At 56.2% G+C, this 23,635-nt stretch carries 22 protein-coding genes; 14 read left to right on the forward strand and 8 right to left on the reverse strand.

Annotation, left to right across the window (positions count from 1 at the left end):
- Positions 1 to 30 precede the first annotated feature (30 nt).
- The 4 genes from RCF31_RS16660 (at position 31) to RCF31_RS16675 (ending at position 3,783) form a co-directional block, all read left to right on the forward strand.
- Positions 31 to 1,512: a UbiD family decarboxylase gene (locus RCF31_RS16660; protein ID WP_416411748.1), complete on the forward strand. Its 1,482-nt coding sequence runs from the start codon at positions 31 to 33 to the stop codon at positions 1,510 to 1,512.
- Between the two features lie 11 nt (positions 1,513 to 1,523).
- Positions 1,524 to 2,102: a UbiX family flavin prenyltransferase gene (locus tag RCF31_RS16665; protein WP_208716413.1), complete on the forward strand. Its 579-nt coding sequence runs from the start codon at positions 1,524 to 1,526 to the stop codon at positions 2,100 to 2,102.
- A gap of 10 nt (positions 2,103 to 2,112) precedes the next feature.
- The gene (locus RCF31_RS16670) at positions 2,113 to 2,835 is read left to right on the forward strand and encodes a DUF554 domain-containing protein (RefSeq protein WP_299459849.1); all 723 of its coding nucleotides are present in this window, start codon (positions 2,113 to 2,115) and stop codon (positions 2,833 to 2,835) included.
- A 72-nt stretch (positions 2,836 to 2,907) separates the two neighbouring features.
- Complete coding sequence (locus RCF31_RS16675; RefSeq protein WP_416411749.1) at positions 2,908 to 3,783, forward strand: LysR family transcriptional regulator; 876 nt, start codon at positions 2,908 to 2,910, stop codon at positions 3,781 to 3,783.
- A 2-nt stretch (positions 3,784 to 3,785) separates the two neighbouring features.
- Here RCF31_RS16675 and RCF31_RS16680 read toward each other — a convergent pair whose 3' ends face one another.
- Positions 3,786 to 4,082, reverse strand: coding sequence for a SelT/SelW/SelH family protein (locus RCF31_RS16680; RefSeq protein WP_084878580.1), 297 nt, complete (start codon positions 4,080 to 4,082; stop codon positions 3,786 to 3,788).
- Between the two features lie 245 nt (positions 4,083 to 4,327).
- Between RCF31_RS16680 and RCF31_RS16685 the strand changes: the two genes are divergently transcribed.
- Genes RCF31_RS16685 through RCF31_RS16705 form a run of 5 tightly spaced genes read left to right on the forward strand, consistent with a single transcriptional unit; the run spans position 4,328 to position 10,398 of the window.
- Positions 4,328 to 6,730: a TonB-dependent receptor domain-containing protein gene (locus RCF31_RS16685; protein WP_416411750.1), complete on the forward strand. Its 2,403-nt coding sequence runs from the start codon at positions 4,328 to 4,330 to the stop codon at positions 6,728 to 6,730.
- A gap of 52 nt (positions 6,731 to 6,782) precedes the next feature.
- Positions 6,783 to 7,811 (forward strand): hemin-degrading factor, encoded by a 1,029-nt coding sequence (locus RCF31_RS16690; RefSeq protein WP_416411751.1) that lies wholly within the window; start codon positions 6,783 to 6,785, stop codon positions 7,809 to 7,811.
- The gene (locus RCF31_RS16695; protein ID WP_084876619.1) at positions 7,808 to 8,632 is read left to right on the forward strand and encodes a heme/hemin ABC transporter substrate-binding protein; all 825 of its coding nucleotides are present in this window, start codon (positions 7,808 to 7,810) and stop codon (positions 8,630 to 8,632) included. Before RCF31_RS16690 ends, RCF31_RS16695 begins: the two co-directional genes overlap by 4 nt.
- A complete protein-coding gene (locus RCF31_RS16700; protein WP_299459861.1) occupies positions 8,625 to 9,626 on the forward strand; it encodes a FecCD family ABC transporter permease in 1,002 nt (333 codons plus the stop codon). Before RCF31_RS16695 ends, RCF31_RS16700 begins: the two co-directional genes overlap by 8 nt.
- Positions 9,619 to 10,398: a heme ABC transporter ATP-binding protein gene (locus RCF31_RS16705; RefSeq protein WP_416411752.1), complete on the forward strand. Its 780-nt coding sequence runs from the start codon at positions 9,619 to 9,621 to the stop codon at positions 10,396 to 10,398. The genes RCF31_RS16700 and RCF31_RS16705 overlap by 8 nt, the downstream gene beginning before the upstream one ends.
- Positions 10,399 to 10,437: 39 nt before the next feature.
- Here the strand turns inward: RCF31_RS16705 and RCF31_RS16710 are convergent, their stop codons facing one another.
- Positions 10,438 to 11,421: an MDR family oxidoreductase gene (locus RCF31_RS16710; protein ID WP_299459867.1), complete on the reverse strand. Its 984-nt coding sequence runs from the start codon at positions 11,419 to 11,421 to the stop codon at positions 10,438 to 10,440.
- A gap of 161 nt (positions 11,422 to 11,582) precedes the next feature.
- Between RCF31_RS16710 and RCF31_RS16715 the strand changes: the two genes are divergently transcribed.
- The gene (locus RCF31_RS16715; RefSeq protein WP_416411753.1) at positions 11,583 to 12,122 is read left to right on the forward strand and encodes an Rpn family recombination-promoting nuclease/putative transposase; all 540 of its coding nucleotides are present in this window, start codon (positions 11,583 to 11,585) and stop codon (positions 12,120 to 12,122) included.
- 86 nt (positions 12,123 to 12,208) lie between these two features.
- Here RCF31_RS16715 and RCF31_RS16720 read toward each other — a convergent pair whose 3' ends face one another.
- Genes RCF31_RS16720 through RCF31_RS16740 form a run of 5 tightly spaced genes read right to left on the reverse strand, consistent with a single transcriptional unit; the run spans position 12,209 to position 16,648 of the window.
- A complete protein-coding gene (locus RCF31_RS16720) occupies positions 12,209 to 13,519 on the reverse strand; it encodes an NAD(P)/FAD-dependent oxidoreductase (protein ID WP_416411754.1) in 1,311 nt (436 codons plus the stop codon).
- Positions 13,520 to 13,536: 17 nt separating this feature from the next.
- A complete protein-coding gene (locus RCF31_RS16725; protein ID WP_299459875.1) occupies positions 13,537 to 14,286 on the reverse strand; it encodes an amino acid ABC transporter ATP-binding protein in 750 nt (249 codons plus the stop codon).
- Positions 14,283 to 15,092: an amino acid ABC transporter permease gene (locus tag RCF31_RS16730; protein ID WP_084876613.1), complete on the reverse strand. Its 810-nt coding sequence runs from the start codon at positions 15,090 to 15,092 to the stop codon at positions 14,283 to 14,285. Before RCF31_RS16730 ends, RCF31_RS16725 begins: the two co-directional genes overlap by 4 nt.
- Positions 15,093 to 15,095: 3 nt before the next feature.
- Positions 15,096 to 15,806: an amino acid ABC transporter permease gene (locus RCF31_RS16735; protein ID WP_084876612.1), complete on the reverse strand. Its 711-nt coding sequence runs from the start codon at positions 15,804 to 15,806 to the stop codon at positions 15,096 to 15,098.
- A 17-nt stretch (positions 15,807 to 15,823) separates the two neighbouring features.
- Complete coding sequence (locus tag RCF31_RS16740) at positions 15,824 to 16,648, reverse strand: transporter substrate-binding domain-containing protein (RefSeq protein ID WP_084876611.1); 825 nt, start codon at positions 16,646 to 16,648, stop codon at positions 15,824 to 15,826.
- Positions 16,649 to 16,838: 190 nt separating this feature from the next.
- Between RCF31_RS16740 and RCF31_RS16745 the strand changes: the two genes are divergently transcribed.
- From RCF31_RS16745 to RCF31_RS16760, 4 genes are all read left to right on the forward strand, one after another.
- On the forward strand, positions 16,839 to 17,639 hold the full coding sequence (locus RCF31_RS16745) for an IclR family transcriptional regulator (protein ID WP_084878576.1): 801 nt from the start codon (positions 16,839 to 16,841) through the stop codon (positions 17,637 to 17,639).
- A gap of 50 nt (positions 17,640 to 17,689) precedes the next feature.
- Positions 17,690 to 18,394 carry an SDR family NAD(P)-dependent oxidoreductase gene (locus RCF31_RS16750; RefSeq protein ID WP_299459889.1) on the forward strand — a complete coding sequence of 235 codons (705 nt, stop codon included), beginning with the start codon at positions 17,690 to 17,692 and terminating at the stop codon, positions 18,392 to 18,394.
- A gap of 29 nt (positions 18,395 to 18,423) precedes the next feature.
- Positions 18,424 to 19,752, forward strand: coding sequence for an NAD(P)/FAD-dependent oxidoreductase (locus RCF31_RS16755; RefSeq protein WP_416411755.1), 1,329 nt, complete (start codon positions 18,424 to 18,426; stop codon positions 19,750 to 19,752).
- Between the two features lie 498 nt (positions 19,753 to 20,250).
- Positions 20,251 to 22,398, forward strand: a complete 2,148-nt coding sequence (locus tag RCF31_RS16760) for an ornithine decarboxylase (RefSeq protein ID WP_416411756.1) — start codon at positions 20,251 to 20,253, stop codon at positions 22,396 to 22,398.
- A 116-nt stretch (positions 22,399 to 22,514) separates the two neighbouring features.
- On the opposite strand, the gene mltC is transcribed toward RCF31_RS16760, so the two are convergent.
- Positions 22,515 to 23,594 carry a membrane-bound lytic murein transglycosylase MltC gene (gene mltC / locus RCF31_RS16765; protein ID WP_084876607.1) on the reverse strand — a complete coding sequence of 360 codons (1,080 nt, stop codon included), beginning with the start codon at positions 23,592 to 23,594 and terminating at the stop codon, positions 22,515 to 22,517.
- Between the last annotated feature and the right edge of the window lie 41 nt (positions 23,595 to 23,635).

Here is a 23,635-nt window from a genome sequence, read left to right on the forward strand (position 1 = left end):
ATTCATTCTGAAGCGTTAAGGGAAAAGAATATGTCTGAAACCAAAAAACAGCCGGTGCATGACCTGCGTTCGGCCATCTCATTGTTACAAAGCCTGAAAGGCGAATTCGTCAGCACCGATACTGAAGTCGATCCCCATGCGGAACTCTCCGGCGTGTATCGCTATGTCGGTGCTGGTGGTACCTGCGAGCGTCCAACGCGCAAAGGCCCGGCGATGATGTTCAACAAGGTGAAAGGTTTTCCTGATGTGCGCGTTGTGACTGGCCTGATGTCCACTCGCGAGCGTGTCGGCCATCTGCTGGATTGCGCGCCAGAAAAACTCGGTTTTCTGCTGAAAGACTCGGTACATCATGCGGTTGCGCCAGTGGTAATCAGTGAAAAACCACAGTGCCAGGACGTGGTGCACTACGCGGAAGACCCGAACTTTGACCTGCGTACCTTATTACCCGCACCAACCAACACCGAAGAGGATGCCGGTCCTTACTTCACCATGGGGATGTGCTATGCGTCTGACCCGGAAACGCACGAGTCAGATATCACCATCCACCGTCTGTGCATTCAAAGCCGCGATGAACTTTCGATGTGGCTGACCCCGGGTCGCCATATTGATGCCTTCCGTGAAAAAGCGGAAAAAGCCGGTCAGCCGCTGCCGATCTCCATCAGCATTGGTGTTGACCCGGCGATTGAAATTGCCGCCTGCTTTGAGCCACCGACAACGCCGCTGGGCTTTAACGAACTGAGCATTGCCGGGGCACTGCGTGGTAAGCCGGTAGAACTGGCGCCGTGCGTCAGTATCAACGAAAAAGCCATCGCCCACGCTGAAATCGTGATTGAAGGCGAGTTGCTGCCGAATGTGCGGGTGCGTGAAGACCAGAATACCAACACCGGTAAAGCGATGCCGGAATTCCCGGGTTATACCGGCGAAGCCAAAGCCCAGCTGCCGGTGATCAAAGTGAAAGCCGTTACCCACCGCAAACACCCGATTCTGCAAACCACCCTTGGCCCAAGCGGCGAACACGTCAGCATGGCCGGTATCCCGACCGAAGCCAGTATTCTCGATATGCTGGAACGCGCTATGCCGGGCCGCGTAGTGAATGTGAATGCTCACACTTCAGGTGGCGGCAAACTGCTGGCGGTGATTCAGTTTAGAAAATCTTCCCCGGTGGATGAAGGCCGCCAGCGTCAGGCTGCGTTGATTGCCTTTGCGGCTTTCTCTGAACTGAAGCATGTGATCCTGGTGGATGAGGATGTGGATGTGTTCGACACCGATGACATCCTGTGGGCGATGCAAACCCGCTTCCAGGGCGATGTCGATATCGCCACCATCGCCGGTGTGCGCTGCCATCCGCTCGATCCGTCGCAGGACCCAGCCTACAGCGCCAGCATCACGCAACAAGGTATGACCACCAAAACCATCTTTGACTGCACCGTGCCGTGGCATTTGAAAGCCCATTTTGAACGTTCGAAGTTCAAAAAAGTGGATGTAAAACGTTTCCTTCCCGATTTTGAGTAAGTGAGGTTGTAGTGAGCAGAAGGCGCATTATCGTCGGCATTAGCGGCGCGTCTGGTTTCCAGTACGGTATGAAGGCGCTGCAATTGCTGCGCGATCAGGATGTTGAGGTCCACCTGGTAGTGACCAAAGGCGCGGAAGTGACGCGTTCGATGGAAACTGATTGGCAGCGGCAGGAGATTACCGATTTAGCAGATGAGGTGCATAGCATCAGTAACCTCGGTGCGTCGATCTCCAGTGGCTCGTTTAAGACCCTCGGCATGTTGATTGCGCCCTGCTCAATGAACTCGCTGGCGTCCATCGCCCATGGACTGACCGGCAATCTGCTGACCCGTGCAGCAGATGTGATCCTGAAAGAGCGGCGTCGGCTGGTGTTAATGGTCCGTGAGACGCCGCTCAATCTGGTGCACATTCGCAACATGGCGGCAGTTACCGAAATGGGCGGCATTGTTTATCCGCCGGTTCCGGCCTTTTACCAGAAGCCACAATCCGTGGATGAAATGGTACATCACAGCGTAGCGCGCGCCCTCGACCTGTTTGATCTCGATGTTGGCAACCTGAAACGCTGGGGTGAAAAACATAATGAAGCGTAAGGAGTAAATTATGGTAGTGGGACCCTTTGTCAACGGCAGTGCCGTGCTGTTGGGTGGACTGGCGGGCGCGTTCCTCGGCACGAAAGTACCGGAACGCTTGCGCGTAGCTCTGCCGATGACCTTCGGCTTGTCGTCGATGGGCCTCGGGATTGTGTTGATTGGTAAGATTCACAGTTTACCGGCGGTGATTCTGGCGCTGATTATCGGTGCCGCCATCGGTGAACTGGTGTTTCTGGAAGAGAAAATTGGCCGGCTGGGTAATCTGGCAAAAGGGCTGGTTGGACGTTTCCAGAGCGAACAAACCGAAACCGGTCTGTCGGGTGCCGCCTTTACGGAGAAGTATGTGGCGATTCTGGTGCTGTTCTGTGCCAGTGGCACCGGGATTATCGGGGCAATGACCGAAGGGATGACGCACGATCCCAATATCCTGTTTGTGAAATCAATCATGGATATCTTTACCGCTGCGATTTTTGCTACCTTGCTGGGGTACGCAGTGGCGGTAATCGCCGTGCCGCAGCTGATTATTCAGCTGGTGCTGGCTTCAGCGGCGGTGCTGATTATGCCGCACACCTCGCCGACCATGATGAGTGACTTTACCGCAGCAGGTGGATTTATCATGCTGGCAGCCGGTTTCCGCATCGCGGGGATTAAATCTTTCCCGGTCGCCAATATGCTGCCCGCGTTGATACTGGTGATGCCGGTCAGTTATCTGTGGACGATGTATATCCATTAAGTAACACGTCAGCCGCGGTTGGATCGTGGTTAGCCATGCTAAAATAAGCGCGGGAAAACGCGCGGAGTCATCATGGATCTCAAACGATTGCATTATTTTTGCTCGATAGCGGAACAAGGCTCCATCAGTAAAGCCGCGAAGCTATTGAACATCGCACAACCGCCGCTGGGTAAGCGCCTGCAGGAGCTGGAAGAGGAAATTGGTTCACCGTTGTTTACCCGCACACCACGTCGTATGGTGTTGACCGAGGCCGGAACCTTTCTCTATCGCCAGGCCTGCGACATCTTAAGCCGGGTTAATCAACTCAAACGCCAGACCATCACTATCGCCACGCGTAAACAGCGCCGGGTGAATATTGGTATCTCCTATCTTTATCTGCGCTATTTCAACACTATCCTGATGGATTACTACCGCAACCGTCCTGACTGGGACATCAATGTGATTGTGTCTGATTCCAGCCATCTGGAAGCGATGCTGCTGGATAACACTGTGGATATTGCGCTGATGCAGGTTCCTGGCGATCGTCAGCCCTGGTTTATCCGTGAGCTGGAACCGATTGATACTATTGCGGTGATTTCTTCCCACTATAGCCCGATGCTGGCTGGGAAAGCCTTGCAGTTCAGTGACCTGAGCGGCATTCCGCTGATGTTGCTGCACCGTATCGGCGGGGAAGGGACTTATGAAGTACTGCGCAGTAAGCTGTTCAGTAGCCTGGACCAGGTGAATATCACCATTAAGGTTTCAGAACCGCGCCTGGTGCTGGAAATGATGGAGCAGGGCTTTGACGGCGCGGCATTTTTACCGCGCTCCGAGTTTATCCCCAGCGCACTGGGTAAATATATGGTGTGCCCGCTGGCGGAACCTTTCGCGATTTATCACCCGGCGATCGTGACCTTAAGTACCGCGCAGGACCGACTGTTATGGCCGCAGGAAAATGATGTCGCCTGACCTCAATTCCCGGTCGGTTTCTTCTTATCCACGTGGCCCAGCTCACGATCCGGGAAACAATAATCACGCACCCGCTGCTTTAATGCCGCGGCGTCGGGAAAACCGCCTTCCTGTTTACGCTCCCAAATCACCTTGCCATCAATGGTTATCTCAAACACGCCGCCAGTGCCGGGCTGCAAGGTGACGGAAGCTAAATCGTCAGCAAAAGTATGCAGCAGCTCCTGTGCCATCCACGCTGAGCGCAGCAGCCAGTTGCATTGCGTACAGTAATGAATATTCACCGCCGGTTTGTGTGTCATGGCATCGCTCATCTTAATTGATTGATTAGTAATAAGTTAACTACGGTTAACAAAATGTGCTGTCTAAGATACATCTTAGTGTAAATGGTATTGATAATGATTACCAATTGCATTACATTCCTGACGAAATCATTTATAACATAAAAAAAGTCTGTAACTTTTTACGGTTTTTTATACAAAAACTGTGGTTTTCTGGCAGCAAGCACGTGAGCGAATACTAACAATTAACAAGGTATTTCGCGTCTATGTCTCCAATTTTTCAGGGGTTCACCTCACAGCGTCTGTTTAAAACAGCGGTGCTGGCATCCGCCATCCATGCAGCCTGCGGCTATGCAGCCACCAGCGACAATCAGGATCTGGCGATTTCAGGCAAAAAAACCACCACAAATGAACCGGTGATGACGGTCACTGCGCCGAAACAACCGCTGGTTGCCGGTAGCCGTACCACGCTTTCTGCCGAGGAGTTGCAGAAACAGGGGGGTAATGATTTTGGCTCCATTATGCGCTATCAGCCGCTGGTCAGCGCGCCGGGTGCCGCTGGCGGTAGCAACACCGGCAAGAGCGGCTACACCGGGGACCGTGGCGGTTATACCGGTTATAACATCCGTGGCCTGGAAGATAACCGCGTTTCCATTGACGTAGACGGCATCGAACAGCCTTTAGCCACCGGCCGCAGCTCAGTTGGCCGTGCCGGTTCAGGCACCTTCGGGATTGGTCGCGACTATATCGATCCTTACATGTATGGCTCCGTGGGTATCGTCGAAGGCGCTACCGATGTGTCCAACAAGAACCTGGCGCTTGGCGGCTCGGTTTCATTCCGGCCAAAATCCCCGGATGACTACCTGTCGCCCACCAAACAAACCTATTTCGGTTATCAGAGTGATTACGACTCTTCCAACCGCAGCTGGCACAACGGCATCACTGCCGCAGCAGGTGATGAAACCCTGCGTGGTATCGTGGTGATCAGCCGTCGTGACGGCCAGGAAACCCGCAACAACAGCGGCACCATTGATGCGTATCCGGCGAACTGGCACTCCGATGCCATCGCCGCGACCGGTATCTGGCAGCCGAACAGCGAGCATCAGTTCAGCGCCACGCTGGATTATTACCACAAAACCAACCACACCAACTTCGATTACTGGGGCAGCAGCACCACGACTATTTATGGTCGAGCCGATCAGAGCAGCCAGACGCGGCGCTGGAGCGGCATGCTGAAAGATCTCTGGACACCAGATAACAACCTGCTGGTGGACAGCCTCGAAAGCAGCATCTATTACCAGCAAACCGAAGCGCACGATGATACCGCTGCACCAGATGCCGGGACGGTTGAAGCGCACAATATCTATTCAAACTACAACACCAAAACCTTCGGCTTTGAAACCAAAGGTGAAAAAAGCTGGCTGTTTAACACCTTCCGCTATGGCCTGAATGGCAGCATTGCCAAAACCGAGCGTCCATACTGGCTGGACCCGGCACAGACTTCGTACAACGATGTCACGCCACCGGAAGCTAACAGCCGCACATGGAGTGTCGGTCTCTACGCCGAAGACACCATGAGTTGGGATCTGAACGGCCACACCTTCTCTATCATTCCAGGGGTGCGTTACGCTTATCAGAACACCAAGCCGCAGAACCTCTCCAGCCTGGCGGGCGGCGATGCTGATCTCAGCACTGATGATGTGTCGGCACTGTACAACAAGAGCTTCAGCGATGGTCAAATCCTGCCGTCTCTGGCCTTCCAGTACAATCTGACGCCGAAGATGATGGCTTACCTGCAATATAAGCGCGGTGCGCAGTTCCCGAATGCCAGCCAGCTGTATGGTTCCTGGAACCTGACCTCTAACTACGCTTCTGCATATGGTGCGCAGTATGCCCTGCTGGGTAACACCGATCTGAAAACCGAAACCAGCAACAACTTTGAGTTCGGTCTGAAAGGTGAAGCCGTGGAAGGGATCACCTTCTCAGCGGCGACCTTCTACAACAGCTATAAAAACTTTATTGACTACACCCGTTACAGCCGCAGCGCGAACCCGGAAGTCTTCACCAATATCCCGGATAACATCAGCATCGCTTACCGCGCAGAAAACCGTGATAAAGCCTATATCTATGGAGCTGAGTTCGGTAGCAAGTTCAACATCGGCACATGGGTGCCTGAAGTTGATGGCCTGAGTGCACGTCTGGCGTTTGGTTATGCGCAGGGCGCATCGAAATCCAGCTATCTGGGTGACAAATATGTGCCGCTGGAGAGCGTACCACCGATGCGCCTGATCACCGGCGTGGCTTACGACGACCCGGATCAGCGTTACGGTGCTGCAGTGACCGCCACCTTTAACCACGGTAAGCGTGCCACCTATACCCAGCGTCAGACTTACACCAACACCGGTAGCGCGATTGGTACCACCAGCAATACTTACTACCAGAACATCCCGGGTTACGCGTTGGTGGATCTGACGGCGTACTATCGCGTTACCAAAAACGTCAAAATCAGTGGTGGTATCTACAACCTGACCGACCGTAAATACTGGGATTACCTCAGCAGCCGCGATCTGGAATCCACCACCAGCAAGACCGATCAAAACTACTATGATTCACAGCTTGCTGTGATGCCGGGCCGCACCTTCCAGTTAGGTGTTAACGTCGATTTCTGATAAACAACTTCGCCCTGCGGTGACGCAGGGCATTTTCACGGGAGCAAGCGCAATGAACCAACGTTACGAACACTATCTGGCCCTGAAAGGCGAACATCCAAAAAAATACGCCCGCGACCTGGCCGCGCTGATGGGCATTGGCGAAGCGCAGCTGTGTGAAGCGCGCGTCGGCCATGATGCTCAGGCGTTGAAAACCGATTTCCCGGCACTGCTGGCGGCACTGGAAGCCGTGGGTGAAACCAAAAGCATCACCCGTAACGAATATGCGGTACATGAGCAGGTGGGTAAATATGAAAACCTGCACCTTGGCGAACACGCCGGGCTGATTCTCAACCCACGCGCGCTGGATCAGCGCCTGTTCCCGCAGCAGTGGCACAGTGCGTTCTTCCTGCGTGACATGACCGCGCGCGGTGAGCGTCAAAGCATCCAGATTTTTGATCGCCACGGCGACGCGGTGCTGAAAATCTACACCACCGAGAACACCGACATTGCGGCCTGGGATGCGCTGATTGCGCAGTTCACTACTGATGCCACCCCGCTGGAACTGACACCAGCCAGTGGCCCGCAGCACAGCGCAACCCTCGACGCCACGACGGTAGAAGCCGAATGGCGAGCCATGACCGATGTACATCAGTTCTTCGGTCTGCTGAAGCGCCACAATATTTCACGTCAGCAGGCGTTCCGCGCGGTGGCTGACGATCTCGCCTGGCAGGTCAGCAATGATTCGCTGGCGCAGCTGCTGAACCAGGCGCAGCAGGACGGCAACGAAATCATGATTTTTATCGGTAACCGTGGCTGTACCCAAATCTTCACTGGCGCGGTGGAAAAACTGATGCCGATGGACAACTGGGTCAATATCTTCAACCCCAATTTCACGCTGCATCTGATGGCGGATCACATCAGTGAAAGCTGGGTGACGCGTAAGCAGAGCGGTGATGGTTTTGTCACCAGCCTCGAATTGTTTGCCGCTGATGGCACGCAGATTGCCCAGCTTTACGGCCAGCGCAGCGAAGGTACGCCGGAGCAAACGCGCTGGCGTGAACAACTGGCATTGCTGACTACCCCAGGAGCGGCCGCATGAAACGTCTGACCCTGTTGCTGCTGACCGCGCTGGCGCTGCCAGCTCTGGCGGCAGAGCGCGTGGTGTCTATTGGTGGTGACGTCACGCAAATCGTCTATGCGCTGGATGCCCAGCAGGATCTGGTAGCGCGCGACAGTACCAGCCAGCAACCGGCGCAGGCGAATAAATTGCCGAACATCGGTTATATGCGACAGCTCAATGCCGAAGGCATTCTGGCACTGAAACCGACGCTGGTACTGAGCAGCGAGCTGGCGAAACCCTCACTGGTGCTGCAACAGGTAGAGCAGGCAGGGGTGAAAGTGGTCGAGGTCACCGGCAAAAACAGCGTTGACGCTATCCCGGAGAAGATCGCCACCATTGGCAAAGCCCTGCATCGTGAGGCGGAAGCTAAAGCGTTAACGGAAAAAGTGCAGAAGCAACTGGCGCAACTGCCAAGCCAGCCACTGCCGGTGAAGGTGCTGTTTATCATGGCGCACAGCGGCATGAACACCCTCGCGGCGGGTGCGCAAACCGGCGCTGATGGTGCCATTCGCAGCGCCGGTCTGGTGAATGCCATGGGTGCGGTGCCGCATTATCAGCCGCTGTCACAGGAAGGCGTGGTGGCTGCTGCACCGGATCTGGTGGTGGTGGGGCAGGATGGCCTGCGCACCCTCGGTGGTGAAGAGAAGGTGTGGTCACTGCCCGGTCTGGCGCTGACGCCTGCGGGTCAGCATCATGCGTTGCTGGTGGTGGATGAGATGGCGCTGCTGAGCTTTGGTCTCGACACGCCGGATGCCATCGTTAAGCTGCGTCGTGCGGCTGAAGCGGCGAAACATGACTAGTGTGGCGATGCTGCGCTGGCTGTGCCTGATGGCGGTCAGCATGGTGGTTTGCATGCTGATGGCGGCCAATTTTGGTGCGATGCCGCTGTCTATGCGCACGCTGTGGCACGCACCTCTTAGCGATATGGTGTGGCAGATCTGGCTGAATATCCGTCTGCCGCGCGTGCTGCTGGCGGTGCTGCTGGGTATGGCGCTGGCGGTCTCCGGTGCGGTGATGCAGGGGCTGTTCCGCAACCCGCTGGCTGATCCGGGTCTGTTGGGAATCAGCAGTGGTGCTGGTCTGGCGGTGGCGCTGGCGATCATCGTGCCAGTGGCGCTGCCGCCGATCCTCGCGTTATGGCTGCCGATGCTGGCCGCGTTTATCGGTAGTCTGGTGGTCACTTTATTGATCTTCAGCTTCAGTCGGCTGGCGATGGGGAACCTGTCGCGGTTGCTGCTGGTGGGGATTGCCATCAATGCGCTGTGCGGCGCGGCGGTGGGGGTGCTGTCGTGGATCAGCAACGATCAACAGCTGCGTCAGCTGGCGCTTTGGGGCATGGGTAGCTTGAGTTCGGCGCAGTGGCCAAGCCTGACAGTGTGTGCCGTGCTGATCCTGCCTGCGCTGATCGCCATCCAGACCCGGGCGCGTCGCCTCAACCTGCTGCAACTCGGTGAGGAAGATGCGCATTACATGGGGATAGATGTGAAGCGCACTCAGCGTCAGTTGCTGGTGCTGAGCGCGTTGCTGGTGGGTACTGCGGTGTCGGTCAGCGGCATTATTGGGTTTGTCGGGCTGGTGGTGCCGCATGTCATGCGCTTCTGCCTCGGCAGCGATCATCGCTGGATGTTGCCGGGATCGGCGCTGGCCGGAGCGATCTTATTGCTGCTGGCAGACACCCTGGCACGCACCGTGGTGATCCCGGCAGAAATGCCGGTAGGTCTGCTGACCAGCCTACTTGGCGGTCCGTGGTTTCTCTGGCTGATTCTGCGCCAGCAAAGGGGGATAAATGAGTGATCGTATGCAGGCGCGAGGTCTGCGGTTTAGCCACGGCACGCGGGCGTTGATTGATAACGTCTCCGTCACGCTGGAGCCGGGTGAAATGGTGGCGTTGATCGGTCCGAACGGTGCCGGTAAATCAACCTTGCTGCGCCTGCTGACCGGTTTTCTCACCCCGGATGCTGGTGACTGCTGGCTGGGAGAACAGCCGCTGGCGGAATGGCCGCGTGAACCGCTGGCGCAGCGCCGTGCAGTGATGCGCCAGCAAAATACCCTGACCTTTCCCATGCCAGCGGAAGAGGTAGTGGCGATGGGGCGTGCGCCCTGGCCCTCAGCGGGTGGGAAAGCGGTGATTGAGGAAGTGATGCACATCACCGGTAGCCTCGAACTGGCGCGACGTGATTATCGTTCGCTGTCTGGCGGTGAGCAGCAACGCGTTCAGCTGGCGCGTGTACTGGCGCAGCTGTGGCATGAAGATGGTCCGCGTGGCTGGCTGTTCCTGGATGAACCTACCTCGGCACTGGATTTGTTCTGGCAGCAGCACAGCCTGCGTTTACTGCATCGTTTAACGCGTAATGGCCGCTTCAGCGTGTGCACCGTGTTGCACGATCTGAATCTGGCATCGCTGTGGTCGGATCGTATTCTGTTGTTACATCAGGGAAAACTGGTGGCCGAGGGCGCACCGCATGACGTGATGACGGAACAGACGCTGACGCGCTGGTATCAGGCCGATCTGGATGTGGTGCATCAGGCGGAGCAGGGCAGGCCGCAGATTCAACTGCGGGCCTGAGTAACATTGCGCGATAAATCGCGCGTTTCTTATCAGATGCTAGCGGCAATCCACAATCAATCGGCCGCGAACTTTCCCAGCCAGCAGCTGTTCCGCACCTTCACGCGCTTCACTGAGCGGGATCACGCGGGTCAGTTTTTCCAGCTGATTCGCTTCCACCAGTTCAGCCAGGCGCTGCCATGCCTGCTGACGCAGCGGCAGCGAGCACATCACGCTATCCACGCCGGCCAGAATAACGCCGCGTAAAATAAAGGGAGCGACGCTGGCGGGCAGATCCAGCCCTTGCGCCATGCCACAGGCAGCGACTACACCATCCCGTTTCATGCCAGCCAGTACGTTGCTTAAAGTATGGCTGCCAACGCTATCAATGGCGGCGGCCCAGCGCTCTTTCGCCAGCGGCTTGCCGGGTTGGCTCAGTTCGTTGCGATCGATCACTGAGGCAGCGCCAAGGGTATTGATCAGATAGTCGCTGTCGCTGGAGCGGCCGCTGGAGGCCACAACTTCATAGCCGAGACGCGCCAGCAGGCTGACACTAAAGCTACCGACGCCACCGCTGGCACCGGTCACCAGCACCGGACCGTGCTGCGGCGTGATGCCCTGTTTTTCCAGCGCCATCACGCACAGCATGGCGGTGAAGCCTGCGGTACCAATAGCCATAGTTTGTAGCGGACTCAGCGCCGCAGGCACTTTCACCAGCCAGTCACCGGAGACGCTGGCTTTCTGCGCCAGACCACCCCAGTATTTCTCGCCCACGCCCCAGCCGGTCAGCAGCGCCACATCATCCTGCTGCCATTGCGGGTGGCGACTGCTGATCACGCGACCAACAAAATCAATACCGGGCACCATCGGGAACTGACGCACAATCGGGCCTTTGTTGCAGATGGCCAGTGCGTCTTTGTAATTAAGGGTGGAGTAGCTAACTGCGAGGGTGACATCCTGATCGGGTAGTTGTTTTTCTTCCAGATCTTTCAGGGATGTACGATATCCCTGTTCGTCATTATCAATGACCAGTGCCTTGAACATGCAGCCTCCGGCTAGTTGAGGAAATTGGGGGTAATGGTACTCCCCAAATCAGGATGCTTCTAGTGAGCCAAATCAAGTGCACGTCGTTCGTTGTTCCGGTCCGAAACACCGCTGTCATTCCTGAATATTTCCTGAAGGCGATCTGAATCCCTTAAATCTCTGTGAGAATCTTACCCATTTCTTACTCCATGAACTGGCTGGCTTCATTCCATAACCAGCATCTGGCTGAGCAGATTTTTTGCCATCCTTTCCCGCTGATTGATGTCACAGTTATCCCTGATGAAGAGATCATGACGCATCGCGCGGTGGCACGACTGGAAATGGCGCATAAGATCATACGTCTTCGCGACATACTGGAAAATATCGATCCGATGGCAACGTTACTATCGGTCGATTACAATGATGATCTCTCTGTCGACGTGATCTACTATCTGATGCAGCATGGGGATACGGATAATCGGGAAAAACTCGTTGAGATACTGATACAAAGCAAACCTCAACTAAAGGAACAGATTATGACTGTGGAACAACAGTGGCGGCAGCAAGGTCGTCAGGAAGGGCGGCAGGAAGGGCGGCAGGAAGGGCGGCAGGAACTGGTACAGGAAATGGCACGCCGCATGCTGGCCAAACAGCTGGATATGGAAACTATTATCGAACTGACTGGCCTTAGTGAAAGTGAGTTACAACAACTACGTGCCTGAATGCCGAACTTAACGGCAGCGGCGCGATTCCGTGCGCCGCGCCGGAAACACCCGCACGACAAATCGCGGCGCTAAGGAACATCACATCAATCGCGCGCCTTATCTACCGCATCGCGGAAACGATACCAGCCGGTCACCAGCGGTAAAAACCACGGTTTGCCGCCATACAGCGGGATGGGTTTAAAGGTATTGCGTTCAAATGACAGTGGGCGCGCCTCGGTGCCGAGCAACTTCTGTGCTGCGCGATAACCAAGCCAGCTCATCAGCGCGACACCGTTGCCGTTGCAGCCGACAGCAAAACGCGCATTATCCATCTCCCCTGCATAGGCGGTTTTATCCCATGTCATGCCGACATAGCCGCTCCATGCATGGCTGATACGATACGGGGCCAGCTCCGGCCAGATCGCCAGCATCCGCTGACGAATACGGATCGCCGCGGTTTTATCATCACAATCCATGATGCCAGGGCGCGATCCAAATAACAGACGCGTGCCATCGGGGGACGGGCGGGTATAGATCAGATCGCGGCGGCTGTCGGTGATCATTCGGCCGCCAGGGATCAGCTTCGCCATCAGTTCAGGCGGCAGCGGTTCGGTGGCGATCTGGTAGCTTTTCACCGGGACAATACGTTTTGCCAGGTCAGGTGACGCCTGGGAATCGGTATAGCCGTTGGTAAGGAAGATCACCTGGCGCGCGCGTAGCGTGCCGCGTTCGGTATACACCACCTTGCTGCCACCTTCGTTTTCTACTCCGGTCACGCGCGCATGGGAGAATAACTGTGCGCCAAATTTACGCGCCAGGCAGCGCAGCGCGCGGTTGTATTTGCCCGGATGCACACCGCCGTATTCATCCACCAGGATGCCGCCGTGATAAAAATCGGAGCCGATGATCGGTGCCTGGGTGGCGCGATCAATCTTATGCACCGTCACGCCGGTGACGCGGTGCAGGATATCGCCCATCTGATATAAACCTGCCAGCTGCTTCTGGGTATGTGCGCCAAAATAGCGCCCGCCAATAAACAGATCTGCGTCCAGTTGCTCCTCACGTACCAGATCCTGAATAAAGGCAAAGGAAGCGATGGAGTCGGCGATCATGCGCTGGAATAGTTCAGGTGCGATGCCTTTAATGGCACCGCCCACCACCAGTTTCTGGCCGCTGCTGATCATACCGCCGGTACGGGTACTGCCGCCGCTGCCCAGCTCGTTCGCCTCCAGCACCACCACTTTTTTGCCGTGGCGTGCCAGCTCAATCGCGGCGTTAAGTCCGGCAAAACCGGAACCCACAATCACCACCTCGGTTTCAGCCGGTAACGGATCGCGACAGGTTTCCGGCGGTGCGGCATCCCACCAGTAGGGGGTCGTTTTGAAATCTTCAGTAAAAATTGCCTGATCAGACATGATGTCTCTCAACTCCGTTACAACACCTGGCCGAGGAACTCGCGCGTGCGCGCATCCTGCGGATCGTCAAAGAGCTGCGCCGGGGGCGCCATCTCCACAATTTTGCCTTTATCGGTAAAGCACACCCGGTGCGACACCTCACGCGCAAAGCGCATCTCATGCGTCACCAGCAGGCAGGTCAGGCCGTCATCCACCAGTTCGCGAATGGTGTTCAGCACTTCCTTCACTGTTTCCGGATCCAGCGCGGCAGTGACTTCATCAAACAGGATGATTTCCGGCTGCATCGCCAGCGCACGGGCAATGGCGACGCGCTGCTGCTGGCCGCCAGAAAGCTCCCCGGGGTAGCGCCCCTCTTTGCCTTCCAGCCGTACCTTTTTCAGCAGGCGCAGCGCCCGCTCGTGTACTGCGTCGCGTTCATGTTTCAGCACCTGCATCGGGGCCATCATCACGTTGTCGAGTACCGTGCGATGCGGAAACAGGTTGTATTGCTGAAACACCATCGCTACCTGATGACGCAGCGGGCGCATCGCTTTTTCATTCTCAATCTCATGCACGCGATGCTCGCCGACACGGATATAGCCATCGTCAATCGGCAGCAGGCCATTGATGCAGCGCAGAATGGTGGATTTACCCGAGCCGGAAGGCCCGATAATGCACACCGCTTCGCCTTTGGTGACGTCCAGCGAAATGCCTTTCAGCACCTCGGTGTTACCGAAGGATTTGTGAATATTGTCCAGCTCGATCAGGGACGGAGTGCGAGCGATCATATGGCATCCCCTTTGGTGTGGTTTTCCAGCCGACGCGCCAGCAGGGCAATCGGGTAGCAATAACAGAAGAACATCAGCAGCACGGTGACGTAGAAGTAAACCAGCGAGCCTTCGCTTTCGGTTGCCAGCGTAGTGCGCAGCAGCGTCACCACTTCCTGCACCCCGGTGACAGTGGCCAGCGCCGTGGAGATAGCCAGCAGCGCGTAAAGATTCATCCAGCCGGGAATGATGCGGCGCAGCGCCTGCGGCAGAATCACGATGCGATAGATTTGCCACGGGCTGTAACCGAGTGAACGGGCGGATTCCCACTGGCCGCTGTGCACTGAATTCACTGCGCCACGGATCACCTCGGCAAAGTTAGCCGCAGTGGGTAGACTCAGGCCGACAATCGCTTTAAACAGCGGTGACAGCGTGAACTGGAAACCCAGCAGCTCCACGCGATACGGCAGCAGATACAGCATGGAAAACAGCAGCACCAGCCAGGGGGCGTTGCGCAGAAAGTTCATCACCGCGCGCGCCGGGATGCTGAGCCAGCGGCGTTTTGCCAGCATCAACAGGCCCAGAAACAACCCGAGCACCGTGGCAATTGCCATGCTGGCGATACCAATAAAGATGTTGAGAATGAAGCCACCGTTCAGCGGCCAGCCGTGCATCGAACCGGTGAGCAGCAGTGGCAGCCTCTCCCACACCTGGTGCCACTCGCCACCGCGATCGGTGACCATGCTGAACAACAGCAGCAGCAGACCAATAAACAGAAAGGCGTGGCGCGTTTGTTTTTTGCGTTTCAGATAGAGAATGTCGCTCATCACTCAGGCTCCATAACCGGGATAGGCCAGCGCGCGCTGCACCCAGCCAATCAGCCACACCACTGCGCTCACCAGCACCACATAAATCACCAGAATCAGTAGCATCACTTCCAGCGTGCGGAAGGTGTCGTTATAGATCTGTCCGGCGGCATACATCAGTTCCGGGACGGTGATCACCGACGCCTGCGAAGTGGTTTTGAACAGGTTGGTCAGCACGTTGGTCAGCGGCGGCAGGCAGATGCGTGCGGCAATCGGCATCTGCACATGGCGGAATAACCCCCAGCGCGTGTAACCCAGGGAGCGCGCCGCTTCCAGCGTCGCTTTCGGCACCGCATCGAAGCCGGAACGAAAGGCTTCGATACACAGCGCGCCGCCAAACAGGCTGAGCGACACGGTGGCCGACATAAAGGCGCTAATCAGCGGCACCTGCAAGCCGGTCACCGGATCTTCACTGGTAAAGCCAATCTGCGTCAGCGTGAAGTAGAAGAACAACATTTGCAGCAGCGGCGGTGTGTTGCGAAACAGCTCGACGAACAGCTCGATACTGGCATCCAGCCACGCGAGCCGGAACGTCAGGCCAAAAGCGCCCAGCAGGCCGATAAGAATGGCGAACAGCGAAGAGAGCGCCGCCAGTTCCAGCGTTTGCAGCACACCCTGTAACAGCCATTGCTGATACGTGGGGTCGAGCAGCCAGGAGAAATCGAGTCCGAACATGTTGCGCTCCTGACGGCTTATTTGGCCGCAGCGCGCGCTGCTTCAGCACGTTTGGCGATGTACGGCGAGGCGGGCATATCGAATTCTTTTTCCCAGCCAATCAGCTTGTTTTCGCCTTCGGCTTTGACGATGGCCTTATCCACCGCCGCCCGGAAAGCATCATCCCCTTTGCGCAGGCCACCGGCCATCGGCAGGTATTCATACGGCTTCACCGCAATTTTGTAATCGCTCCAGCCGGGTTCTTTCAGCTTGTTTTGCAGTGACATGTCATCAAACACCATCGCCACGCAACGGTTATCCTGCAACGCACGGTAGGCTTCCGGCAGCGCAGTGAAGTTCACCAGTTGCAGGCCATAGTTCTGCGTCACGGTTTTGTTGAAGTAGGAACCCTGAATCCCGCAGATTTTCTGGCCTTTCAGCTGCTCCCACTGAGTAAATTTCACTTCTTTGCGCGCCAGGATCGACGGGCCGGCAGCAGAAACGTATTCATCGGTAAAGTCGATCTGTTTGGCACGATCCGGCGTTACGCCGAGGGTGGCCATGATCATGTCGATCTGCCCGGAATTGAGGAATTGCATGCGGTTGGAGGCGTTCACCGGCACCAGCTTGATTTTGTCCGGCGAACCGAGCAGTTCATTGGCGATGTAGCGCGCCAGGCTGATCTCAAAACCGACGGTGTTGCCGTTGTTGTCCATGTATCCATAGGGCGGATAGTCGTTCTTCACCCCGACAGTTAATACACCGCGGGCTTTGATGTCGGACAGGGTGTCCGCGTGAGTGATTACCGGGGCGGCCAACAGCAACATCGAAGCAGCCAGAATACGCATGCGATGGTTTTTCATAGATATTTCCTCTGTCGGGATGAATCTGCAGGTGTTGTAAATTTTGTGCTGTGAGCGACTTTTTTTGTCGAATCGCGTTGCTCACTTGTCAACCGAATATGAAATCTGCTAGAAAATTAGTCAACAAAAAACCATATACTGAAATCTTATGATTTAAAGTTTCACAATGTGGAACTTTGGCGGTGGGGCGATGAACGAAAATTCGGGGAAAAATGGCGTCCAGCTACTCGATCGTGCGGTGATGTTGCTCGATCTGGTGTCAGATGCGGGAAGTGAAGGGGCAACGCTGAAAGCGCTGTGTGAACTATCTGGCCTCAACAAAGTAACCTGCCACCGCATTCTCAATTCGCTGGTGGAGCATCAGCTGCTGCAAAAAGTGCAGAGCGACAAGTGTTACCGGCTGGGCACCAAGCTGCTGGTGTTTGGTGCCAAAGCGGCACGCGGGCCGGGCCTGCGTCGTCAGTTCCAGCCTGCGCTGGAGCGGTTACGCCAGCAGACTGGCGAGACGGCGATGCTGATGGCACGCGATCGGGATGACTCGGTCTGTATCGATCGCTACGACAGCGAATACCAGATGCAGACGCTGACCGGTTCGGTCGGGGGCGCTGTACCACTGGGCCTTGGACCAGGCAGCCTGGCAATTCTCGCGTTTCTTGAGGCGGAACAGCAACAGGCGATTCTGGCACGTAACCGGGCACGGCTCGACAGCTGGCCGCAACTGACGGCGGAAAATCTGCAACTGAAACTGGATCAGACAAGACAGCAGGGCTTTGCCATCGATCCGGGAGAACTCATTCCGGGGATCGCCGGGATCGCCGTTCCGATCGAAGTTTCTGGTGCGGGGGTGGTGGGATCGCTGGGGTTGACGTTCCTCTCACCGCGGCTGAATCCCGAGGTGCAGCAACATTATGTCGCGCTGCTGAAAGAGGAAGTGGCTGCGATTGCGCCGCTGATTAGCCCGCTGGATACGCGGCTGCGGGCATCGTTATGAAGACGCGCGATTTATCGCGCAATAGCAATAGATTTCACAGGGGGAGAATCATGAGCAAATCAACACGAAAGGTCGCGTTAATCAGTGGAGCCAGTCGCGGTATCGGGGCGGCGATTGCTGCCAATCTGCTGGCGAACGGCTGGGCGGTAAGTCTCGGTTGTCGTTCGCCGGAAGATGTCATCCTTAGCGATAGCGACAATCAGTTGGTGTGCCGTTTCGATGCTTTCGATGCTGCCACCGAAGAAGCGTGGGTCGCGGCGACTATCGAAAAATTTGGCCGCATTGATGCGGTAGTGCACAACGCTGGCATGATGCTGCCGCTGTCGATCCTGGAAGCCACTGACGACGAGTTCGATCGTACCTTTGACGTCAATGTCAAATCACCAATGCGTCTCAGCCGTCTGACCTGGCCGCATTTGCAGGCCAGCGGTGCCGGGCGCATCGTGATGCTGGTGTCACTCTCTGGCAAGCGCGTTAAAGCCGAGCGTTCCAGCCTGTACGCCATGAGCAAGTATGCCGCACTGGCGCTGGCGCACGGCTTACGCAAAATCGGTGATGCCGATGGCATTCGCTGCACCGCCATTTGCCCCGGATTTGTTGCCACCGATATGGGGACCGCGTTGACGGAAGTCCCGGCTGAGAAAATGACCCAGCCGGAAGATCTCGCGCACCTGATTCGCACGGTGCTGGAATTACCCACCACCACCAGCATCGCCGAAATTCCGGTGAACTGGACGGTGGAAGATAACTATTGATGCCCTTTTACCTGACGAGGAAATAAACCATGGGCCCCAGCGTTGATGCAGTTCCCTCTTCGGCGCAGTTTCCGACCAGCGTCGAAGTGGTGGTTATTGGCGGCGGGATTATCGGCGTAGCGACCGCCTTGTCGCTGGTGCAGCGCGGGGTACGTACCGTGCTGCTGGAGAAAGGCACGGTGGCGGCAGAGCAGTCGAGCCGCAACTGGGGCTGGTGCCGTCGTACCGGACGTGATCTGCGCGAGCTGCCACTGATTAATCTCAGTATGCAGCTGTGGGAAGGGATGAATACGCGCCTTAACCGCGAAACCGGATTTCGTCGCAACGGCATCGTTTACGCCTCCCGCACTGAGCAACAACGTCAGCGTCATCAGCGCTGGGTAAATGAGGCCCGCCACTACGGTATTGAAAGCGAAATGCTGACGCCGCAACAGCTGCGCCAGTATCTGCCGCAGTTGCAGGCCAGCTATCCCGGCGGGTTGTATACGGCGCTGGATGGACGGGCAGAACCGCAAAAGGCGGCTCCGGCGATGGTCGCGGCGGCGATGGAGTTGGGGCTGAATTTGCAACAGCATTGCGCGGTACGGACCATCGAACGTACCAATGGCCGCGTCAGCGAAGTGGTGACTGAGCATGGTGCGATCCGTTGTCAGCAGGTGGTAGTGGCAGGCGGGGCCTGGTCGCGCCTGTTGTTGCAGGGGATGGGGGTGACGCTGCCGCAGCTGAAAGTACTGTCAACCGTGCTGCGTACTCGTCCGGTTGAGTTCGATCCCGGCGTCTGTGCCAGTTTTGGCAGCGTGGCGCTGCGTAAGCGGCTGGATGGCGGGCTGACCGTCGCCAGTTCAGCCACCAACACCGCCGATATCACGCTGGATTCACTGCGTTTCAGCCCGCGCTTTATGCCCGCATTTTGGGTGGAGCGTAAGTCGCTCCAGCTGCGTCTGGGCAAACGCTTTGTCGATGAAGCGCTGCGCTGGAAGCCCGGTCAGGCCGATAAACGATCGATTTATGAGGTATTGCGCGTGCTCGATCCCCTGATCGATCCAGCGATTGTACAGCGTATGCGTCATAGTCTGGCAGAACTGATGCCGCCGTTGCGCGATCTACCGGTGGCGCAGTGCTGGGGGGGATTGATCGACACCATGCCCGATGCAATCCCGGTGATCTCCGGCATTGATCAGGTGTCTGGGTTGTATCTGGCGACCGGTTTTTCCGGCCACGGTTTTGGTATTGCCCCCGGTGCCGGTCAGTTGATGGCCGATCTGGTGCTGAACAGCACGCCATCGGTGGATGCGCAGCCGTTCCGCTTCAGCCGCTTTAGCGATGGCGAAAAGATCCGCGCCCAGCACTGGCTGTAACGCTTTGTTATTAATATCCGCACCTTGCATAATTTTGCATAAGGTGCGGATATTTAAGCGTTTTTGATTTTAGTATCTGATAAAATATTTTTATTATCAATGTGTTATCTCTATGCTTTCATGCGTAGAAATTGCTGCTGGCGGGTTGTTCCGGCAAAAAAAAGATGACATTATTGCGCCAGTTTATCCATTCCCTTTAACACTGAGGACGCCGCCATGCCCGGTACAATGCAGATTTGCACTTGTTCCCGTTCGCTTCGCCGAAAGCGTTCCTCCGTCATCTGTTGTTCGCATTTCTCGCTCACCATGCGGTGAGGCCAGCTTAACGCTCGCTGTTGGACATGAGTAAAGACAGACGCTTTCTGGCTTTACTGATGTCTATCGGTTGCGGCTGTAATCCACCTTTGCACCCATCCGTCTGACGTTATTCGCCGGGGAATTTTCCTCATTGCTGTGCCACTGGCACCCACTCATCCTTGACCTCTGGGGATTTGTGTTATGACACCACTGAAAATTGCTGCCAGCGCTGCTGTAGCGCCAAACCTGAGCCTGAACACCATGCGCGACGTGGTGACGCTGGACAATACTGACTTTACCGATGTGGCGGCTGTTGTCGTCTCTTTGGCGGATACGCGGAGTGGCGTGCTGGCGCTGTTGCGCCATACCGGCTTCAATCTGCCGGTGTTTGTTGCCAACGCCTTTGATGAAGAGGTGCTGCAACTGCCGGGCGTGACCGGCGAAATCAACGGCGCGCCGGAAGAGTGGGAGCGGCTGGAAGAAGCTGCGCAGGATTATGAATCCAAACTGCTGCCGCCGTTCTTTGACACCCTGATGCGCTACGTTGATATGCAGAACAGCACCTTTGCCTGCCCGGGCCATCAGGGCGGTGCGTTCTTTAAAAAGCATCCGGCGGGTCGGCAGTTCTATGAATTCTATGGCGAAAACGTCTTCCGCTCCGATATGTGCAACGCGGACGTTAAGCTGGGCGATTTGCTGATCCACGAAGGTTCCGCCAAACACGCGCAGAAGTACGCGGCGAAAGTGTTCAACGCGGATAAAACCTATTTCGTGCTGAACGGCACCTCCAGCGCGAACAAAGTGGTGACCAACGCACTGCTGACGCGTGGCGACCTGGTACTGTTTGACCGCAACAACCATAAATCCAACCATCATGGTGCGCTGATTCAGGCTGGTGCGACGCCGGTTTATCTGGAAGCGGCACGTAACCCGTTTGGTTTTATTGGCGGCATTGATGCTCACTGCTTTGACGAAGCGTATTTGCGTGAGCGCGTGAAGAAAGTAGCACCGCAGCGGGCGAAAGATCAGCGTCCGTTCCGTCTGGCGATTATCCAGCTCGGCACCTATGACGGTACGGTGTACAACGCGCGTCAGGTGGTGGATCGCATCGGCCATCTGTGTGATTACATCCTGTTTGACTCAGCGTGGCTGGGCTACGAGCAATTTATCCCGCTGATGGAGGGCTGCTCACCGCTGACGCTGGATTTGAACGAAAATGATCCTGGTATCTTTGTTACCCAGTCGGTGCATAAGCAGCTGGCTGGCTTCTCGCAGACATCGCAGATTCACAAGAAAGATAACCATATTCGTGGTCAGAAGCGTTTCTGTCCGCATAAGCGCCTGAATAACGCCTTTATGCTGCATGCTTCCACCAGCCCGTTCTATCCGTTGTTTGCCGCGCTGGATATCAATGCGCGCATGCATCAGGGGGAAGCGGGCCGCAGCATGTGGCACGAGTGCGTCACGCTGGGCATTGATGCGCGTAAAGCGATTCTGCAACGTTGTGAGATGATTCAGCCCTTCCTGCCGGAGCGGGTGCACGGTAAGCCCTGGCAGTCGGCAGAAACGGCAACGATTGCCGCCGATCCGGCGTATTTCAGCTTCGAACCGGGAGCGAAATGGCACGGTTTTGCCGGTTATGCCAGCGAGCAATATCTGGTGGATCCCTGCAAGCTGTTGCTGACCACGCCGGGTATTGATGCCGCCAGCGGTGCGTACACGGCATTCGGCATTCCGGCGACCATCCTCGCCAACTACCTGCGCGAAAACGGTATCGTGCCGGAAAAATGTGACCTCAATTCAATTCTGTTCCTGCTGACCCCGGCGGAGAGCGCTGAGAAGATGGCGCACCTGGTGGCGATGCTGGAGCAGTTCGAACAGCATGTGAAGGAAGACGCGCTGCTGGCGGAGGTGCTGCCGAGTGTGTATCGCAAAAATATGGCGCGTTATCAGGGCTATACCCTGCGTCGTCTGTGCCAGGAAATGCATGATTTGTACGTCAGCTATGATGTGAAAGATTTGCAGAAGGCGATGTTCCGCGAAGCCTGCTTCCCGCAGGTGGTGGTCAATCCGCAGGATGCGCATCAGGCATATATTCGTGGTGATGTGGAGCTGGTGGCGATTGCACAGGCAGAAGGGCGTATCGCTGCTGAAGGCGCATTGCCTTATCCACCGGGCGTGCTGTGTGTGGTGCCTGGCGAGGTGTGGGGCGGCGCGGTACAGCGTTATTTCCTTGCGCTGGAAGAGGGCATTAATCTGCTGCCAGGCTTTTCACCAGAACTACAGGGCGTTTATACCGAAGAAGATGACAGCGGGCGTAAACACCTGGTAGCGAATATGATGGTATAAAGCCAGAAGCGGCCTGATGGCCGCTTCTGTCGTTCTGTGTAGCGGCGCGATTTATCGCGCGGATTTTTCTGGCATGGTGCCCGGAATTGCGCGATAAATCGCGTCGCTACAGTGCTTTAATACCGGTGATAACTGCGCTGGGCGTTGTTCACCTTGTACAGATATCGGCGTGATTCTGCGGAAGGATGGTCGTTAGTTAGTGTCTGATATACCTGGCTCGGCGACATGCTGTTAATGGTGGCAAACGCGCGATCTTTATCACTGGAGAACACGCGCAGCACGCTACCAGCACCGCCGTTATAAGCGGTAATCACCGCATAACGTCGTGATACCGGGTCCTGAATCCCGCCCAGATAGGTGTTCTGCAACAGCGACAAATAGGCCGTACCCGCATCGATGTTGTTTTCCGGATCCAGCAGATAGCTGCGGCTCGGCTGGCCCCATTTCCCTTTCATACGATAGACATCGACCCCCGCCGTATGCTGAACCACCTGCATCAGCCCCAGCGCATCCGAGTTACTGACCGCATAGGGGTTGAAGCTCGATTCAATCTGCATAATCGCCAGAATCAGTGAGGCATCAACGCCATACTGTTCGGCGGCTTTACGCACCATCGGCAGGTATTTATGCGCACGTTTGTCGAGGTGGTTCGGCACCATCGGAATGGTCACCGACCAGATAACATGCAGGCCCGACGTACGTTTCTGCAGCTTGTTCTGAATCAGGTAGTCAGCAAAGTTAGCGGCACGGCCCTGCCAGCGAATCGGTTGTCCGGTATTGTCCAGCACCTGGCCATAAAGCAGCGGTTCTTTACTGATCTGAATATCGTTGGCATCTGAATAGAGGTCGACATTACCCGGATCCTCGCCAATCAGCAGCGTGGTGATGATCGCCTGACGCAGGCTCGCCATCGGATCGGTGCCGGAAATGGTTTCAATGGTGATGCTACCGCTATCAAAGTTGATGTGGCTGCGGGTGTAATAATTATCACTATATTTGACGTAATCTTTCGGTCCGGCGATCAGAACCTCATTGATTCCCCAGATATTTTCGATGTTATGGGCGAACTGCCCCATCAGGATGTCGAAACCGTTGGTGTCCTTGACCCACTCTTCGTGATATTGCCCTTGTTTGTGTCCGGCGCAGGAAACCAACAGCGGTGCGATTGCCAGCATGGCGATCAATTTTTTATTCATTGTTAATGCGAGCCTGACCTGAAAAGGGCCTCAAGGTGAGG

Source organism: Pantoea sp. App145 (genome assembly GCF_047947045.1).
In the GTDB taxonomy this organism is placed as follows: Bacteria; Pseudomonadota; Gammaproteobacteria; order Enterobacterales; family Enterobacteriaceae; genus Pantoea.